This is a genomic window from Chitinophaga niastensis (assembly GCF_003014755.1).
Taxonomy (GTDB): domain Bacteria; phylum Bacteroidota; class Bacteroidia; order Chitinophagales; family Chitinophagaceae; genus Chitinophaga; species Chitinophaga niastensis.
In genome coordinates this window covers 1,028,076-1,047,331 of record NZ_PYAW01000003.1, presented here as the reverse complement: position 1 = coordinate 1,047,331, position 19,256 = coordinate 1,028,076, and the positions used below count along the sequence as shown (strand labels likewise).

General features: G+C 44.0%; 15 protein-coding genes. 8 read left to right on the top strand and 7 right to left on the bottom strand.

The features are described 5' to 3' along the window. Positions 1-21 precede the first annotated feature (21 nt). The 6 genes from CLV51_RS18845 to CLV51_RS18820 form a co-directional block, all read right to left on the bottom strand. On the bottom strand, positions 22-789 hold the full coding sequence (locus CLV51_RS18845) for an endonuclease/exonuclease/phosphatase family protein (protein ID WP_106529589.1): 768 nt from the start codon (positions 787-789) through the stop codon (positions 22-24). A gap of 99 nt (positions 790-888) precedes the next feature. Continuing rightward, on the bottom strand, positions 889-1,773 hold the full coding sequence (locus CLV51_RS18840; RefSeq protein WP_106529588.1) for an alkaline phosphatase family protein: 885 nt from the start codon (positions 1,771-1,773) through the stop codon (positions 889-891). Between the two features lie 116 nt (positions 1,774-1,889). Further along, entirely contained in the window at positions 1,890-2,654 is a 765-nt protein-coding gene (locus CLV51_RS18835; RefSeq protein ID WP_106529587.1) for a copper homeostasis protein CutC, read from the bottom strand. A 197-nt stretch (positions 2,655-2,851) separates the two neighbouring features. Beyond that, the gene (locus tag CLV51_RS18830) at positions 2,852-3,907 is read right to left on the bottom strand and encodes a glycosylasparaginase (protein WP_106529586.1); all 1,056 of its coding nucleotides are present in this window, start codon (positions 3,905-3,907) and stop codon (positions 2,852-2,854) included. Between the two features lie 104 nt (positions 3,908-4,011). Beyond that, positions 4,012-4,977 carry an ROK family protein gene (locus tag CLV51_RS18825; protein ID WP_106529585.1) on the bottom strand — a complete coding sequence of 322 codons (966 nt, stop codon included), beginning with the start codon at positions 4,975-4,977 and terminating at the stop codon, positions 4,012-4,014. After that, positions 4,949-6,862 carry an MFS transporter gene (locus tag CLV51_RS18820; protein WP_211302041.1) on the bottom strand — a complete coding sequence of 638 codons (1,914 nt, stop codon included), beginning with the start codon at positions 6,860-6,862 and terminating at the stop codon, positions 4,949-4,951. The genes CLV51_RS18825 and CLV51_RS18820 overlap by 29 nt, the downstream gene beginning before the upstream one ends. Before the next feature lie 185 nt (positions 6,863-7,047). Here CLV51_RS18820 and CLV51_RS18810 point away from each other — a divergent pair, with 185 nt between their 5' ends. Together CLV51_RS18810 and galK are read left to right on the top strand one after the other, a co-directional pair. After that, positions 7,048-8,370 (top strand): sugar MFS transporter, encoded by a 1,323-nt coding sequence (locus CLV51_RS18810; protein ID WP_106529584.1) that lies wholly within the window; start codon positions 7,048-7,050, stop codon positions 8,368-8,370. A gap of 113 nt (positions 8,371-8,483) precedes the next feature. Then, positions 8,484-9,644: a galactokinase gene (gene galK / locus CLV51_RS18805; RefSeq protein WP_106529583.1), complete on the top strand. Its 1,161-nt coding sequence runs from the start codon at positions 8,484-8,486 to the stop codon at positions 9,642-9,644. Between the two features lie 106 nt (positions 9,645-9,750). Here the strand turns inward: galK and CLV51_RS18800 are convergent, their stop codons facing one another. Further along, positions 9,751-11,145 carry a Gfo/Idh/MocA family protein gene (locus CLV51_RS18800; protein WP_211302040.1) on the bottom strand — a complete coding sequence of 465 codons (1,395 nt, stop codon included), beginning with the start codon at positions 11,143-11,145 and terminating at the stop codon, positions 9,751-9,753. A gap of 282 nt (positions 11,146-11,427) precedes the next feature. Here CLV51_RS18800 and CLV51_RS18795 point away from each other — a divergent pair, with 282 nt between their 5' ends. The 6 genes from CLV51_RS18795 to CLV51_RS18770 all read left to right on the top strand — a co-directional run bounded on the left by CLV51_RS18795 (position 11,428) and on the right by CLV51_RS18770 (position 19,255). Then, positions 11,428-13,497, top strand: a complete 2,070-nt coding sequence (locus CLV51_RS18795; protein WP_106529582.1) for an alpha-L-fucosidase — start codon at positions 11,428-11,430, stop codon at positions 13,495-13,497. Between the two features lie 559 nt (positions 13,498-14,056). After that, positions 14,057-14,827, top strand: coding sequence for a GNAT family N-acetyltransferase (locus CLV51_RS18790; protein ID WP_106529581.1), 771 nt, complete (start codon positions 14,057-14,059; stop codon positions 14,825-14,827). A gap of 57 nt (positions 14,828-14,884) precedes the next feature. After that, a complete protein-coding gene (locus CLV51_RS18785; protein WP_245898824.1) occupies positions 14,885-16,075 on the top strand; it encodes an argininosuccinate synthase in 1,191 nt (396 codons plus the stop codon). A 12-nt stretch (positions 16,076-16,087) separates the two neighbouring features. Beyond that, positions 16,088-17,071 (top strand): N-acetyl-gamma-glutamyl-phosphate reductase, encoded by a 984-nt coding sequence (gene argC, locus CLV51_RS18780; protein WP_106529580.1) that lies wholly within the window; start codon positions 16,088-16,090, stop codon positions 17,069-17,071. 31 nt (positions 17,072-17,102) lie between these two features. Beyond that, on the top strand, positions 17,103-18,230 hold the full coding sequence (locus CLV51_RS18775; protein WP_106529579.1) for an aspartate aminotransferase family protein: 1,128 nt from the start codon (positions 17,103-17,105) through the stop codon (positions 18,228-18,230). Positions 18,231-18,304: 74 nt separating this feature from the next. Further along, entirely contained in the window at positions 18,305-19,255 is a 951-nt protein-coding gene (locus CLV51_RS18770; protein ID WP_106529578.1) for an N-acetylornithine carbamoyltransferase, read from the top strand. The last annotated feature ends 1 nt before the right edge of the window (position 19,256 follow it).

Genomic DNA, 19,256 nt, shown 5'->3' with positions numbered 1-19,256 from the left:
TAAAAGCTAAATACTAAAAGCTCACTTCAGCTCCAGTTCGCAGAGCATAGGTCTGTGATCTGATGCTACTGTTTCTTCAATGATACGTGCGCTGGTAATATTCCAGCGATGTTTCGGATGTATCATGATATAATCCAGTTTTACCTTAGGGGCATCCGCCGGAAATGTGGGTCCCATCTGGCTTGTAGCGTCTGTGAAAAGTTGTTTTAAGGCAGTGATTTCTTTGGATGCCGGTATGGCATTAAAATCACCTGCAATGATAACAGGTGTGGTGAATTGTTTGAAATAGTCTACCAGTGCTGTGGCTTGCGTTATGCGTTCTGCTGCATTATTTCCTGCATCCAGGTGTGTGGTTGCAAATTGAATCAGGCTATCACCGGGCATCTTCACCGTAATAATACCTGCTACTCTGGGTTCATTCCCTTTTGTAGCGGGCAAAGGCAGTGTAATGCTGCTAGTAATAGGAAAGCGGGAGAGTATCCCTGTACCGTAGCCACCACCTTCCAGATCCATGGATTTGGCAAAGTAGGTATACATACCGGTAATGGATGCCAGCTCTTGCAGCTGATCTGTTTTTTTAGTGCGCTCCGTAACACTGTCTACTTCCTGCAGTGCCACAAAGTCGGGGTTGGTAGCCAGTATTACATTGGCAATTCCCTGGAGGTCCAGCACTCCTTTTAAATTTTCACCATGATGGATGTTGTAGGTCAATACCTTTACTTTTTGTGTTTGTGCAAACAGTGTAAAGCCGGTAAAGCATACAACGGTAATAAGCAGCATTTTTTTCATAGTATAAATATTTCACCATTGGGATATCCAGGTATTCAGATATTTAGATTTAGTATTGAAATTTCAATGTACAAATAGCTGTATATCCAAATCTCAAAATCATTTAAATGCTTCTTTCACTGGTCTTCCGGTCCATACCTGCGGGGTTTTCAGACCAAAGATCCATGCCAGTGTGGCAGCAGTATCATACGTAACAACACTTGCTTTGATCTCTTTGTTTTGCTGAATGCCTGGTCCACGGATAATCCAGGGTATCTGCATTTCCTCCATCGTTTTTCCGCCATGGCCTTTTTTAATACCACCATGATCAGCAGTGAGCAGGATGATGGTATTATCCCACATACCTGCATCTTTTACGGCCTGCAATATTTTGCCCAGTAAAACATCGTTCTTGTGTACCTGGTCAAAATAAGCTGGTGTATTGTGTCCGATGTTATGACCTGTGCCATCCGGCTCATCAAAGTGAATGAACAGGAAATCGGGTTTCTTTTCTTTAATATAATCTACAGATGCGGCAGTAGCAAGGCTATCGTTATCATGGCAGGCCAGTTCCTTATTCACAGCAGCTTTCGGGAACAGGTAACCAATTCCATCCCAGCTATAAATGACACCTATTTCAGCCTTCGGTTTTTGTTCGCGAAGGATAGTATATATAGACGGGAACAAACCATATTGATCCAGCTCACGGGAAGGCAGCTCCGGTTTTTTGCTATCCCACTCGGTATAGCCATGTACTTCAGGACCTGCACCCATTACCATAGAAGCCCAGTTGACTGCGCTTGAAGAAGGCAACACACTGCGTGCCTGTAACGTCCATGCACCATCTTTCATCATTTGTTTCATGTTAGGGTTATCCACTTTCGGAAAACAGTAAGCACCAAATCCATCCATGCCTATCAGTATTACATGCTTAACCCCTTTGACTTGTGCCTGCGCGAGGAATCCGCCCAGCAACAGTCCTGTTGCAATGATCAGTTTTTTCATTTCCTTGTTCACTTTTAGCTACCAGCATTTAGCTATTAGCTGTTAGAAATTAATAATTGGTTTTTTTATGGAGCGCTAATAGCTAAAGGCTAATAGCTACTGGCTACTAATATAGGTCACTGTTTGTTTTCCTGCAATGTTTTTTCTGCTATTTCACGAATTAGTAATACTTCTTTTTTTTGTGTGAGGGAGATGCCATATTCAGGAACGCCTGGAATGCCGCCCATACTCACGTTAGGATTGCGATACACCATGTGGCTGTCTTCATAGGCTTTGGCAGTAGTATGATATTCTACTATACCGGTTGTTTTGATCAGTTGTGCGATATTATTGGCGCGTACACCCGAACCGGCCATAATGGCGATGCGGTCATCGGCTCTGTCTACCAGGTCTTTTAAGAGGGAAGCACCTTCTATAGCAGTATTGCGGGCACCAGAGGTAAGGATACGTTCGCAACCGATTTCAATGATATCTTCCAACGCTTCAAAGGGATTGTCGGTCATATCAAATGCGCGGTGAAACGTAACGCCCATTGGCCACGCCAGTTTTACCAATACTTTGCAACGTTGTTTATCCACGCGGCCATGTGCCGTGAGCATGCCAATTACTACGCCATTGCAGCCCAGTTGTTTGCACAGTTCAATATCTTTTTTCATTACTTCAAACTCCAGGTCGGAGTAAAGAAAATCGCCGCCCCGCGGGCGTATGATAGGGTAGATATCTATTTTTACTTTTTCGCGTGCTACTGCAATGGTAGCATAACTGGGTGTGGTGCCGCCTTCCAGCAGGTTATCGCATAGTTCAATCCTGTTTGCACCACCTTCTTCCGCAGCTATACAGGAAGCTACTGATGCGGCGCATATTTCGAGGGTGAAAGACATAGAGATTGCTTTTAGGTTTGGAAAGCCTTCGGCTTTTGTCTTACTCAGGATTTTTCTGATTAAAATGATTTTTCTGATTTTGTTTTTTTCTTATATAGATTCAAATTTCATTTCAATGATCTATAAAAATCAGAAAAATCATTTTAATCAGAAAAATCCTGAGCAAGACAAAAGCCGAAGGCTTTCTCTCCGCGTTTTTAAAAATAATGTTTTCCGTCAATTAAAATATTGCTGGTATAACTGGTGCAAACAGCATAGCTGAAGCCTTTTTGCAGGCAATAAGCACCGTGTTGTCCTTTTTTGTTGAGGGCCAGAAATCCTACCTGGATTTCTTTTGCTTTGGAAGGACTCCTTTTTACAATACGATCCACCGCTTCCTTGCAGGCTTTTTCCGGCGGATAGCCCTGACGCATCAGTTCTACCACAAGATGACTACCTACAATTTTGATCACTTCTTCACCCACACCGGTACTTGTAGCGGCACCTATTTCGTTATCCACATATAAACCTGCGCCAATGATAGGAGAATCTCCCACACGGCCATGCAGTTTGAAGGCCATGCCGCTGGTAGTGCAGGCGCCGGATAAGTTACCGGCTGCATCCAGGGCTACCATACCAATTGTATCGTGGTTATAAACATTCCCCGGCAGCATCAGCGGATTGAATGCAGTAGCGCCATTGGCGGGTGTGTAAGATTTATTTTCTATGTTGATGACCGGTTTGTATTCAGATGTTTTCAGCCACTCTTTCCACGCTTTTTCTGACTCTGGCGTGAGGAGATTTTCTTTCTGGAAACCATTTGCCAGCGCAAATTGCAGTGCACCATCACCTACCAGCATTACGTGTGGTGTTCGTTCCATTACCATACGTGCTACAGAAATAGCATGTGTTACATGTTCCAGTGCACCAACAGATCCGCAATTGCCCAGTTCATCCATGATGCAGGCATCAAGTGTTACGCGGCCATCACGATCAGGATAGCCGGAATAACCTACGGTGTGGTTGTTAGGGTCTGCTTCCGGTACGCGTACACCGGCTTCTACTGCATCCAGTGCGCGGCCGCCCTTCTTCAGTATTTCCCAGGCCGCAGCGTTGGCTGCACGACCAAAGTCCCAGGTAGACACCACAATAGGCTGTCCTTTTAGGGATCCACCTTTTGACTGTGAGCGTACAGGCGTTCCCGTTACTCCGTCTAAAGAGAAAACAGCGGCGCCAAGGGCCGCTGTTTTCAGAAATGATCTTCTATTATTCATAATTAGCTTTTAGCTTTAGCAATTAGCTTTTAGCAATTAACTTCCCGCAGTTAGTTGTTAGCTGTATTAACAGGTACTAAAAGCTAACTGCTAAAAGCTAATTGCTAGTCTTTCATTTCCCACGCCAGTGCGCTGGCGCCCAGAATAGCAGCATCACTTTCTTTCAGTTCTGAGAACAGCAATTTAACTTTATTCTGGAATATAGGAAGCAGGTTCTTTTCCATATGCTCCCGTACCGGTTTCATGATCAGATCCCCGGCTTTTGTAAGGCCGCCGAAAAGTACAATAGCTTCCGGGCTGGAGAACATCACGAAATTGGCAAGGGCTTCTCCGAGTATTCTTCCGGTGTACTCATATACTTCCATAGCCAGCGCATCGCCTTGCATGGCAGCTTCATAAATGAGTTTGGAATTAATCTCTTCTTTGGTATGATCCCGCATGATGCTGGGGGTATCCGGACGGGTAACCAGCAGTTCCAGTGCGGAATTGGTTACACCGGTAGCGGAAGCATAGGCTTCCAGCGAGCCGTGCGCGCCGGTTCCGGGATGTAATCTGCCACCAGGAATCACTATACAATGACCCAGTTCTCCGGCAAAACCATCGTGCCCGTAAATCAACTGACCGTTTGCTACAATACCGCTGCCCACACCTGTACCGAGGGTGATAACGATAAAATCTTTCATACCTCTGGCTGCACCGTAGATCAATTCTCCCAGTGCCGCCGCATTGGCGTCATTGGTTAATACAGTTGGCAGGCCGAACTTTTTTTCCAGCAGGCTGGCCAGTGGTACTACGCCTTTCCAACGGAGGTTAGGCGCGTATTCAATATTACCTGTGTAAAAGTTACCGTTAGGCGCACCCACACCAATACCTTTTACATTTTCTATACCGCCCACTTCTTCAATAAGTGTCGATAAGCGTTGGTGAAGTTCATCCAGAAAGCAATCTACGTTGTCATGCTGATTGGTTAACATACGACCGTCACACAAAATATTACCCCTGCGATCTACAATACCAAATTTGGTGTTAGTTCCGCCAATATCAATGCCCACCGCTAATTGCTGACTCATAATCAATACCTTGAGATTTTAAAATGTTTTTAACTCTGAATGCGAAGAACGCGAGGTAAGCAAAGCATAGCGCCGGAATAACATAAGAGGCGTGAATACCAATGCTTGGAATGTCTGCCAGACCGCCTTGTACAGGAGGAATGAGTGAACCACCGAGGATCATCATAATCAGGAAAGCAGAACCCTGACCAGTGTATTTGCCCAGGCCCGCAATAGATAATGCGAAGATACTTGGCCACATTACAGAGCAGAATAAACCACCACTGATGAATGCGAAAGTAGCCAGCGGACCGGTAGTGAATAAACCAATTAATACAGTACCTACACCCAGCAGGCCGAAAACCATCAGGGTTTTTGCAGGTTTATCCTGACCAGCAAAGAAACCGATGATTTGTATAACGATGCAGATAACATAAGGATACAACACTGTTACATCATTACCTTTTATTACGTTGGCACCGAGGATGACTGCGTAAGCAATGAAAGGTACAATTACACAAAGTACTTTACGTGTGTTTTTGGATACATTGAATACACTGATCGCGCCTGTCCATCTGCCTATCATCATACTACCCCAGAACAGGGATACATACGGATCCAGTTCAGATTCTGCCAGGCCTTTAGGCGTAAGGAATCCGGGATGTTTCAGTAAAGCACCGAGGTTACTGGCAATAGTAACTTCCACACCCACATATATAAAGATAGCCAGCATACCCAGTGTGAGCTGAGGATATCTCATAGCACCCCATCCTTCACTATTGGAAGAAGAAGCGGTTTTGGCAAAGAAGAGGATACCAATAATACCAACGATACCAGCGATAAATAAAGGCAGTTCAAATTTCAGGATCAGTCCCATCAGAATGAGGATGAACATGAAAGTGATACCCAGTATGGATTTGGTAGCTTTGGGCGATGTTTCAAATGCTTCTGTATCCTGACTTTCAGGCATTTTCACAAAAGCAAAGATGGCGGCAGCAACGAGGAACAGCCCAATCAGCAGGAAATATAACGTGTTGATTTTGCTGATATCTGTGCTTACATCACCTCCTTTAATATTACCGAACAGCAACATGCTCACAATAATAGGTCCGATAGTGGTCCCGAAAGAGTTTACGCCACCAGCCATATTGAGGCGGTGTGCACCTTTGGCATGATCGCCCAGCAGGATCGCAAACGGGTTGGCCGCTGTTTGCTGCAGGGAAAAACCTAATGCCACAATGAATAATGCCATCAGGATGAGGGCAAAATAACCGAAGGTGACTGTTTGTTTGTAATCAGTATCCAATACTGTTACTATTTTCTCCAGATTAGCTTTAGTGAAGGTGCCGGCATATTGTTTATGCTCCTCATCTTTTGTAAAGCCGCCCTGGATAGCAGCAAGTAATTGTGGATTACTGGTGTATTTCTCTGCTGCATCGTTGCTGATGAGCAGGGAGTAAGTATCAGGATTTTTTTCGCGACGTATTTTTAACAGTCTGTCCGAAGTCTGCAGTTGTTGCTCCACCTGGAAACCACTGATGTCACTGATAGTTTCCTTAATAGGAACAATTTTCTCCTTATTTACACAAGGGATCATGATCGCAGATCCTAGTACGGAGATCAGCAAGCCATAGATGATACCCTTTTTATAGCCGATCTTATTAAGGATATCTACTTTTCTTGCAGCAGAGGCCAGGTATAAGATCAGTGAGCCTATGAAGTAGGCGCTGTAAAAGGAGAAGTCAATCAGTTGAGATTGAAGCTGGGTAAGGTTGAAGTGAGATTTACAGAAAGGGATAAAGATACTGTTGGATGCAGCCAGAAACCCCCAAAAGAAGAACACTAGAATGAGCACAAAGAACGAGGGATGTGTACTTTGAGCGCTTTGCTTTGATTGCTGAGCCATAAACGTGTTAAGTTACAGTGAAATTTTTGCCGGATAAATGTATAAATAAATTTTTAAAATTTTTAAAAAAGTAATTTAATTGTTGCGTTTTTTTTGGTTGATAAAACGTTTTAGCTAAAATATTTATGAAATTAAGGATAAGTTAATTATGTTCGCGCTTATCTAAAAAATAATCTTGACAGCTTATGTCCAACCAAACAGCAACAATGAAAATACCCGTTAAACAAGCGGGATATGGGCAATCTATGGCCATTATGGGCATATTGTTCTTTGTATTCGGTTTTGTTACCTGGCTTAATGGTACACTGATCCAGTTTTTCCAGATCGTGTGTGAGTTGAACGTGTCTCAGGCGCTGCTGGTAACGATGGCCTTTTATATGGCTTATTTTTTCCTCTCTATTCCTTCTTCTTTTATCCTGGACAAAACAGGGTTTAAAAATGGTATGGCCTTAGGGTTGCTGGTCATCGCCGTTGGCTCGCTGGTATTCATTCCTGCTGCCAATGCGCGTAGTTTCGGCATGTTCCTCACGGGATTGTTCATACAGGGAGCGGGCTTGTCCTTATTGCAAACGGCCTCTAATCCGTACGCCAGCATCATCGGACCAAAGGAAAGTGCGGCCAAACGTATCAGTATTATGGGTATCTGTAATAAAGGTGCGGGTGCGCTGGCTCCATTGATCCTGAGTTCTATCGTATTAAAAGGTGCTTCCCAGCTGGAAGACAGTATCAAGGCTGCCGTAGATGTGGCGCAGAAGAATGCTTTACTGGATAGCCTGGCTTCCCGTGTAAAGGGTCCTTATGTAGTTATTTCCATTATACTGGTAATACTGGCGGTGCTACTGAAACGCTCTTCTTTACCTGAAATAGATACCAACCAGGAAGATGCTGCTACTAAAGCATCTACTACAGGTAAAACCAGTGTATTTCAGTTCCCTCACCTGGTACTGGGTGTATTGTGTCTCTTTGTTTATGTAGGTGTGGAAGTAATGGCAGGCGACGTAATTGGTTCTTATGGTAAATCTATGGGCATGAGCCTGGATGATACCAAATACTTTAGCACGTTCACTTTGGTGGCCATGTTGGTTGGATATGTAATTGGTATTGCTACTATTCCCAAGATCATCACCGGTCAGAAAGGTTTACAGATCTCTGCGGTATTAGGCGTGCTGTTTACCATTGCGGCTTACTTTACCTCCGGTTTCTCTGCTGTAACCTTTATTGCGCTGCTGGGTCTGGCTAATGCCCTGATGTGGCCTGCTATCTTCCCGATGGCAATTGACGGGCTGGGTCGTTATACCAAAATGGGTTCTGCTTTACTGATAATGGCTATCGCAGGTGGTGGTATCCTCCCGCAGATCTACAGTGGCATGTTCAATAAAGAAAGTATGTTCAGCTTCCTGTATAACAGCAACATGGACTTCAGACATGCATTCCTCTATTGCATGGTTCCCTGCTACCTGTACATCCTGTTCTATGCTCTAGTTGGTCATAAAGTAGGAAAGAAATAATATATTCTAAATAGCTTTTTTGAAAGGTTGTTCCGAAATTTCGGAACAACCTTTTTTATTTCTGAATCATTTTTATATTTTTAGGTGTAAATTCTACGTTTAATATTTTTTTGATGATACAAGCAACAAGGGAGAAATTCATACACTTATTCGGAAAAGAGCCACTGATAGTAGTTTCCCCCGGAAGAATTAACCTCATAGGTGAACATACAGATTATAACGACGGCTTTGTATTGCCTGCCGCTATTGATAAAAAAATTGTATATGCCATTGCGCTGAACGACACACGGCAATGTAACGCGCATGCGGTATTTACCAATGAAACTGTTTCTTTTTCACTGGACGAGGTGAAGCCTACCCACGGATGGATCAATTATCTCATGGGAGTGGTGTTTCAGCTACAGGAAAGCGGATTACCGGTAAAAGGCTTCGACTGTGTGATTGCAGGTGATATCCCTGTAGGCGCGGGTATGTCTTCTTCCGCGGCAGTGGAAGGTGGACTGGTGGCTGCGCTGGATCATTTCTTTCAATACGGGCTGGATCGTATGCAGATGGCCCTGATTGGCCAGAAGGCAGAACACACTTTCCCTGGTGTGAAATGTGGTATCATGGATCAGTTTGCCAACCTGCATGGCAAAAAAGATCAGGTAATGCGTCTGGATTGCCGTAGCCTGGAATTTGAATATTTCCCGTTTAATTTCCCCGGATATAAGATTGTTTTATGTAATTCGATGGTGCATCATTCCCTGGCTTCTTCTGAATATAACGTTCGCCGTCATCAGTGTGAAGAAGGAGTGAAGGTTATCCAGGTTAATCATCCGGCTGTAAAATCATTGCGCGATGCGGATATGTCTATGCTCCATGAAGTGCGCTCACAGCTATCTTCCAAAGTATACGACCGCTGCTCTTATGTGATTGCAGAAATTCAGCGTGTACAGGATGGTACCGAATTATTAAAGCAAGGCAACCTGCAAGCGTTTGGTCAGCTGATGTATGCTACACATGAAGGGCTTAGTAAATTATATGAAGTGAGTTGCCCGGAGCTGGACTTCCTGGTATCGCTGGCAAAACAACGTGAAGAAGTAGCCGGTGCACGTGTGATGGGCGGCGGCTTTGGTGGTTGTACCATCAATCTCGTGAAGGCAGAAAAAGTAGCGGATTACGTTTCGTATATCCAATCACGTTATAATGAGCAATACGGCAAAGTGCCGGAAGTATATGTAACTACTATTGAAGAAGGGGTTACGGTGAAGGAGTTAGCTTTTAGCCTTTAGCTTTTAGTTTAAATGCAGCGGAGATAAAGGCGGATATTTTATTATTCCCGTTTTTATCTCCGCTGCATTTAAACTAAAAGCTAAAAGCTAATCGCTAACAGCTATATTAATACTGGTCGTCCAGTGCAAAGATCGGTGTTCTGTTCATCCAGCGGCCGCGTGTAAAGTCAGGGATGAATTGTACACTACCACCTTCAGCTACGGACTGCTCACTCAACGGCGTGATAGCATACCAGGTAGCCATATCGTAAACGTCCAGCGGATAAGGTGTACCACGTTTGATACACTCAAAGAATGAGTTGAGTACAAACCAGTCCATACCACCATGACCTGCGCCGGCAGCATCTGCGGCATACTTTTTCCACAGCGGGTGATCATATTTACCGAAGTAACTTTCCGGATCTTTGAAGTCGCCGGTTTTTTCCCATTCGTCGTATTTACTTTTCTTCTCTACATACAGTGATTGCTGATCATCCATCCACAAGCCATTAGTGCCTTGTACGCGGAAGTTCAGAGAGTAAGGACGCGGAGAGTTGGTATCATGCGACAGCATAATAGTTTCGCCATTGTTGGTTCTCAACAGGGTAGAAACGATATCGCCCAGTTTGAATTCTACTTTAGCGTTAGGATGGTTTTCACCACCGTTGTCAACGATGTATTTATGCAGCCCGCGTGATTTGGTAGCCACTGAAGTCAGCGACAGTAAGCGGTTACCGCGGTTGATGTTGATCATATTGTTGATCGGGCCCAGTCCGTGTGAAGGGTACAGATCAGCGTTGCGATGTACAGAGTGATTGGTTCTCCATTTAGCTTCAGACAATGCTTTCTCGCCAAATTCCACACCACCACCGTAGTATTGTTTACCGTTGTTGAATTTCACGCCACGAAGATCGTGCTGGTAGCCGCCCTGCAGGTGCGTCAATTCGCCGAACAGGCCCTGACGAACCATGTTCAATACTGCCATCACATCTCTGCGGTAGCATACGTTTTCCATACCAAATACAGGTATACCGGTGTTTTCACTGGTGTTAACCAGTTCCCAGCATTCCTGGATATCAGAGGCGCCGCAAACTTCTACTGCAGGTGTTTTACCTGCTTTCATAGCTGCAATAGCCATGATGGAATGCCATTCCCACGGGGTTGCAATGATTACCGCGTCAATGTCATCACGTTTCAACAGGTTGCGGAAATCTTCAGGTCCATTAGTGTATTCCGCTACTTTTCTTTTACCACCATAGGCTTTTTCGATCATGGCTTTTGCCTTGGGCACAGTAAACGCAGTATCCGGATCAGCGAAAGCAACTACTTCCACGTCTTCGCGGTGGAGGCAGAAGTTCAGGTGTCCGAGACCGCGCGCACCAACGCCGATTACGCCTACTCTAACTTTAGGTTTTTTTTCGTTTGCAAATAATTTAGCAGAGGAACCGAGCATAGAGATACCTACGCCAGCCGCTACCGTGTTTTTGAGAAAACTTCTGCGATGCAGTGGTTGTTTGTTCATTGTTCAAAGTTTAAACGCGTATACATTTATACGTTAAGGAGGGATTAAATTTATAAAAATTGATCTATCAAATCCAACCCTATGCCTAATATTCTTACATTTTTGTGATAAACGGTGAAAAAATTACGAATTACGAATGGCGAATTACGATTTTAAGCGGATATTAAAGCGAATATTCAATTATGAATTGTGAATTGGCAATTGAACCCTATGAATTATCTGCTATATCTTCGCTCTGATCCGTATTTCGCAATTCGTAATTCGTAATTCTTTTATTTGGCAATGAAGAAAACCGCTCTAATTCTCGCCGGCTTACTTGGCTGTAACATGGTAATGTCTCAGCAAATCAAGCCCTATGGCGCTTTACCATCCAAAGCACAGGTAGCATGGAATGACATGGAATACTATATGTTCATTCATTTTGGTCCCAATACTTTTACCAATAAAGAATGGGGACATGGAGATGAAGATCCGAAAGTATTTAATCCTACTCACCTGGATGCCCGTCAATGGGCGCGTACGGCCAAGCTGGCCGGTATGAAAGGTATTGTGCTTACGGCAAAGCACCATGATGGTTTTTGTTTGTGGCCCAGCAAATACAGCACACATACTGTTCGTGAAAGTGCCTGGAAGGATGGTAAAGGAGATGTGTTAGCAGAATTATCGGCAGCTTGTAAAGAGTACGGTTTGAAGTTCGGTGTATATCTTTCTCCCTGGGATCGCAACCATCCTGAATATGGAAAGCCTGGTTATAACCAGGTATTTGCCAACACCTTAAATGAAGTGCTCTCCAATTACGGACCCGTGTTTGAGCAATGGTTTGATGGCGCCAATGGCGGTAATCTGAAACAGCCTTACGACTGGAATCTGTTTCATAAAGTAGTATATAAAAACCAACCCAATGCAGTTATCTTCAGTGATGTAGGTCCTGGTTGCCGCTGGGTAGGTAATGAAAGCGGTATTGCCGGTACTACCAACTGGAGTACACTGAATGTACACGGTTTTGCACCCGGAGCTGCGGGCCCTCCTACCAAATCGCTTAATGAAGGTAATGAGGATGGCGAACAATGGATACCTGCAGAGTGTGATGTATCTATCCGGCCAGGATGGTTCTACAGCCCTGATACCAATGATAAAGTGAAATCCGTTTCTAACCTGCTCGACATCTACTACGGCTCTGTAGGACGCAACGGTAACCTGATCCTGAACGTGCCTATCGACAGAGATGGTTTGATCCATCCTAATGATTCCACACGCCTGATGGAGTTGCGCCATGTACTGGATGCATCTTTCAAAAATAATCTTGCTAAAAAAGCAGTTGTAACGGCAACGAATACACGGAAAAATGATGCTGCGGTAAAAGTATCCCATCTTACGGATGGAACCAATACTACTTACTGGGCTACGCCTGATAATGTTACCAGTGCAGAGATTACGCTCTCCTATAAAACGCCGGTTAAGTTTAACCGCGTAGTGTTGCAGGAGTACATTGCATTGGGACAAAGAGTAAAAAGTTTTACTGTGTCTATCCTGGAGAACGGCAAGATGAAAGAGATTGCCCGCGAAACCACTATTGGCCACAAGCGTATTTTGCGTTTACCGGATTACACCACCACGCTGGTACGTATTAATATACTGGATGCCAAGGCTAGTCCGGTGATCAGCGAGGTGCAGTTGTACAATGCGCCAGGTGTGCTGGCTACACCGGAGATTAGTCGTAATAAAGAAGGAGTGGTAATGATCAGCTGTGCTTCCAGTGATCCTGAAGTACATTTTACAACGGATGGCACGGAGCCTACTATGCAATCTTCAAAATTTGCGAATGCATTCACATTGCCGCAGGGCGGCGTAATAAAAGCCAAAGCTTTCCTTGACAATGGTAAAACCGCCAGTGAAACCGTGACCGCTTATTTTGACGTAGCTCCCGCCAAATGGCAGGTGATCCAGTCGGATGCAGCTATTAAAGGTTACGAAGCAGCGAAAGCCATTGATGGTAATACTGCCACTGCGTATATCACCGATCGTAAAGATGCTGCTGCCAAATACCCGCATGAATTGCAGATAGATCTGGGTGAAAGCCTCTCCCTGAAAGGATTTACCTACACACCTGCTATCGGTGAAGGTATTGGCGGTGTTGTATATGGATATGCCTTTTACACCAGCAACGATGGCAAAAGCTGGGGAAATCCGGTGGCTGAAGGACAATTTGCTAATATTAAGAACAACCCGGTAACACAAACAGTGTCTTTCAAAGCTACGAATGCGCGTTATATCCGTTTTGTGGCGGTGGCGCCTGCTGAAGAAAAGGAAAATTGGGTAAGTGTAGCAGAATTGGGTGTGATTACAAAATAGCGATCAGCGCGGATGTTGTCTTTCACAGGATTAGGCTGATTATACTGATTACACTGATTTTTTTTATGATTTTAGAAAGATTAGCGGAGATTGAAGTGGATATATTTGCTTCGATCTTCGCTAATCTTTTTAAAATCATAAAAAAATCTTATAATATATAATCAGCCTAATCAGTACAATCAGCCTAATCCTGGGAAAGACAACATCCGCATTTGTTAATAATGCGCCCATATCAAAAAAAATTCGACCATTTAAAAAGATATTGTTATAACTTTGCGGATATTCTAAACTAAAGACAATATTTATAACAATTTAACGCTGAACTGAAGTTGGAAAAAACCGCAACTCATACCAACATCTCTGCATATCATCCCGCTTTAAACAAGGGGGTATATTCTGTTGGGTTCAATGTCTTTAGATTCCTTTCCCGACGACCTAGAATTTGATAGCGCTTGTCAACACATGACCGCTATCGCACCGTGATTCCCCAATCCTCCGGTGACCTTTCCAGCAATGGAATTTAATGTAGTTTATTGATTCACGATTTCAATTTAAAAGGTTGGAAAATCAACATATCATCGTTAGGGTAGCCACTCCTGACGATATTCACTATTCAAATACCATCACCAATGAGATGGAGTCGTCTGCAAAGGCACGAGGAACCGGCATAGCGAAGCGTTCCCCCGCTTATGTAGAGTTGAAAATGCAGGAAGGAAAGGCTGTTATTGCCCTTACGGAAAATGGTGAGTGGGTAGGCTTTTGTTATATAGAAGCCTGGGGCCATGAGAAATTTGTTGCTAACTCAGGTCTGATTGTAAATCCTGCCTTCAGAGGACATGGTGTAGCTAAATCGATTAAGAAGAAGATATTCGAACTGTCAAGAGAAAAATATCCTGAATCCAAGATCTTCGGATTAACCACAGGCCTCGCAGTAATGAAGATCAACTCTGAACTGGGTTATGAGCCGGTTACCTATTCTGAACTCACTGACGATGAAGAGTTCTGGAAAGGCTGCAGAAGTTGTGTCAACTTCGATATCCTCACCAGTAAAGACAGGAAGAACTGTCTTTGTACTGCTATGCTGTACAACCCGCTGGAAAAACTGAAAGAAGCAGAAGAGAAAGCGATGGCTGAAAAAGCTGCTGCTGAAAAACAACCGCAGCTGTCTGTTACTGCCAATGGCCACATGCACCACGAAAGACGTCGCCGCAGATTTAAAGGGAATATAAAGCTGTACGAGCGTTGGTTAAGATTTAAAAGATTTGTTTTGCTGAAGAGCAAAAAAGAAGGCGGTGCTACCGGATCTAAAAAGAAATTTTTCCTGTTCTGATCACCGATAGAAACGACGTAAATATTGTTATCTGGAATTATAAAAAACAATGTCATAATGAAAAAAGTAGTACTGGGATTTAGCGGAGGGCTTGATACTTCCTATTGCGTTAAATATCTGACCGAAGAAAAAGGATATGAAGTGCATTCGGTGATCGTAAACACCGGTGGTTTTTCTGAAGAAGAACTGGAGGAAATTGAAAAGCGCGCTTATAGCCTGGGCGTTAAAAGTCACAAAGCTGTTAATGCGATACATTCTTATTATGATGGCGTTATCAAATATCTCATCTTCGGTAATGTACTGAAAAATAATACTTACCCGCTGAGCGTAAGCGCGGAGCGTATGAGCCAGGCACTGGCCATCGCTGAATATGTGCAGGAAGTAGGAGCAGATGCAGTAGCACACGGTAGCACCGGTGCAGGGAACGACCAGGTGCGTTTTGATATGGTCTTCCACATCATGATCCCGGGTGTAGAAATCATCACGCCTATACGTGATATGAAACTGAGCCGTGAAGAAGAAATTGCTTTCCTGAAAGCAAAAGGTGTGCAGATGAATTTTGATAAGGCGATGTACTCTATCAACAAAGGCATGTGGGGTACTTCTGTTGGTGGTAAAGAAACACTCTCCTCCAATGGTATGCTGCCGGAGGCTGCATGGCCTACCCAGCTTACCAAGCAGGGCGAAGAGCAGGTGAAATTAATATTTGAAAAAGGCGAGCTGACAGGTATAAATGACAAAAAATTTGGTCATCCATCTGAAGCCATACAATATTTACAAACCATTGCCGGTGGTTATGCCATTGGCCGTGATATTCACGTAGGTGATACTATCATTGGTATTAAAGGCCGTGTAGGTTTTGAAGCAGCAGCACCGATGGTGATCATCAAAGCTCACCACGCACTGGAAAAACATGTGTTAACTAAATGGCAGTTGAGCTGGAAAGACCAACTGGCGCAGTTCTACGGTAACTGGCTGCATGAAGGTCAGATCATGGATCCGGTGATGCGTGATATTGAAGCCTTCCTGCAGAATACACAGGAAAACGTTTCCGGTGAAGTATTTGTAACCCTGATGCCTTATCGCTTCCAGGTAACCGGTATTGAATCTCCTTACGATCTGATGAGCAGCAAGTTTGGTAAATACGGTGAAATGAACAGTGGTTGGAGCGGTGAAGATGTAAGAGGCTTCAGTAAAATTTTTGGTAACCAGACAATGATCTGGCATCAGATTAAAAATTCTATCTAAATCAGCAGTCCAATGGCAAATGATAAAAAGATAAGAGCAGGAATCGTAGGCGGGGCGGGATATACAGGCGGTGAAATGATCCGGCTTTTATTAAATCACCCGGACGTCACTATTTCGTTTGTACATAGCCGTAGTAATGCGGGTAATCCGTTATATGCGGTACATGCTGATCTGCTGGGTGAAACAGAAAGATCATTTACAGCGGAACTGAGTAATGATATTGATGTGCTGTTTCTGTGTCTGGGTCATGGGGAGTCTAAGAAATTCCTGGACGCTACAGATGTGGCGGCACACGTGAAGGTCATTGACCTGAGCCAGGATTTTCGTTTAGGCGAAACCGTTAAAGACCGTTCATTTGTATATGGTTTGCCTGAAATGCAGCGTGAACTGATTAAAACAGCGCAGAACATTGCCAATCCGGGCTGTTTTGCTACTGATATTCAACTGGGTTTATTGCCACTGGCAAAAGCCGGACTGCTGAAAGAAGTACACACTACCGGCATCACCGGTTCTACCGGCGCTGGTCAGAGCCTGCAGTCTACCTCCCATTTTACATGGAGGTCCAATAACATATCTACTTATAAAGTGCTGAATCATCAGCACCTGAAGGAAATACGACGAACCCTCCAGCTGTTGCAGCCAGGGTACAAGGGCGATGTGAACTTCGTACCGGTACGCGGCGATTTCCCGAGAGGAATCTGGGTAACGTCGTATGTGCAGAGTGATTTGTCGCTGGAAGCCGCTGTGCAGCTGTATAAAGATTATTACGCCGGTCATCCGTTTACGCACATAAGTGAAAAGCAGATAGACCTGAAGCAGGTGGTAAACACCAACAAGTGTTTGATTCAGCTGGAGAAAGTGGGTGATAAATTAGTCATCCATTCCATTGAAGATAACCTGCTGAAAGGCGCTTCCGGTCAGGCTGTGCAGAATATGAATATCATGTGCGGACTGGATGAAACGGCAGGACTTAAATTGAAGTCCATCGTGTTCTAAATGTTTTTATCATTTCAACTTCAATGTCAACATGAAACTTTTCGATGTATATCCTGTAAATAATATTATTATAGAGAAAGCCCTGGGCTCCCATGTTTGGGACGAAAAGGGTACACAATACCTCGACTTATACGGCGGTCATGCCGTGATCTCTATCGGTCACACGCATCCGCATTATGTAAAACGCCTGACAGATCAGTTACATAAAGTAGGTTTTTATTCCAACTCTGTGAAGATGCCTTTGCAGGAGCAGCTGGCCACCTTGCTGGGCAAGGTTTCCGGTAAAGAAGACTACCAGCTGTTTTTATGTAACTCCGGTGCAGAAGCCAATGAAAATGCATTGAAGCTGGCTTCTTTTTACAATGGTAAAAAGAAGATCATCGCCTTTAAAAAAGCGTTTCATGGCAGAACATCGCTGGCAGTAGCCGTTACAGATAATCCAAAAATAGTAGCGCCGGTTAATGAAACAGACAATGTGGTTTTTTTACCATGGGAAGACGAAGCTGCGCTGGAACAGGCATTTCAGCAGTATGAAGTGTCTTCTGTGATCATTGAAGGTATACAAGGTGTTGGTGGTATAAATGTGGCCAGCGAATCTTTCCTGCGTAAGATCAGAACATTGTGTGATACACACAATGCAGTGTTCATCGCGGACTCAGTACAGTGTGGTTACGGCCGTAGCGGTAAATTTTATTCACATGACTTTGCCGGTGTGAACGCAGATATTTACACCATGGCAAAAGGCATGGGTAATGGTTTCCCTATTGGCGCCATCATCATTGCACCTAAAATTCAACCTGTATACGGTATGCTGGGTACCACTTTTGGTGGTAATCACCTGGCTTGTGCCGCAGCACTGGCGGTATTAGAAGTGATACAGGAAGAAAAACTGATAGAGAATGCTGCCAGCGTTGGTGCTTATCTGATGGAGCAGCTGCGCACGTTTGATAAGGTAAAAGAAGTGAGAGGCCGTGGTTTAATGATCGGTATTGATCTGCCTGATGAATTAGCGCATGTAAAAAAAGAACTGTTATTTAAACATAAGATTTTTACAGGAGAGGCTAAACCCAATGTGATTCGTTTATTGCCTTCACTGGCATTAACAAAAGCGCATGCAGATGAATTCCTCGACGCCTTCAGCAAAGAGTTAAATAAATAAAGAAACGATTAATCGTGTATGGCAGATAGTGTGCCTTTAATCTTTCCACTATCTGCCCAAAGCCTATAAGCGAAATGAAACAATTTATTTCTACAGCAGATGTTCCCAGTGTCCCGCGGTTAGTGGACATTGCGATGAACTACAAGAAAGATCCTTTCAGGGACAAAGAATTGGGAAAAAATAAAACATTGGGAATGATATTCCTGAATCCCAGTTTGCGAACACGTTTAAGTACGCAGGTGGCGGCACGAAACCTGGGTATGGAAGCGGTCGTGTTTAACATCGATAAGGAAGGCTGGCAGCTGGAAATGAATGATGGCGTGGTAATGAATGGAAACACAACAGAACACGTAAAAGAAGCGGCAGCAGTTATGGGACAGTATTTCGATATACTTTCCATCCGTACTTTTCCTGGTTTGAAAAATAAAGAAGAAGATTATACAGAGAAATATATTAATCAGTTTATCAAATATGCGGGTGTACCGGTGGTAAGCCTGGAAAGCGCTACTCTGCACCCTTTGCAGAGCTTAACGGATATAATTACCATCAAAGAAAACTGGCAGCATACCCGTAAACCTAAAGTGGTGATGACCTGGGCTCCGCACGTTAAAGCGCTGCCACAGGCTGTTCCCAACTCTTTTGCACAGTGGATAAATGCCTGGGGAGAGACTGATTTTGTGATCACGCATCCGGAAGGGTATGAACTGGATGAACAGTTTTCCGGTAATGCACGTATTGAATATAATCAGGACAAAGCCTTGCAGGACGCGGATTTCGTGTATGTAAAAAACTGGTCTTCGTACAGGGATTATGGTAAGGTCATCTGTACCGATACCAGCTGGATGATAACCAACGATAAACTCAAAAATACCAATACTGCCAAAGTAATGCACTGCCTGCCAGTAAGAAGGAATGTAGTGATTGCAGATGAAGTACTGGACGGACCACAATCTATCGTAATACCGGAAGCGGGTAACCGTGTATGGGCTGCACAGGCGGTTTTGAGCGAAATTCTGAAAGGATAAT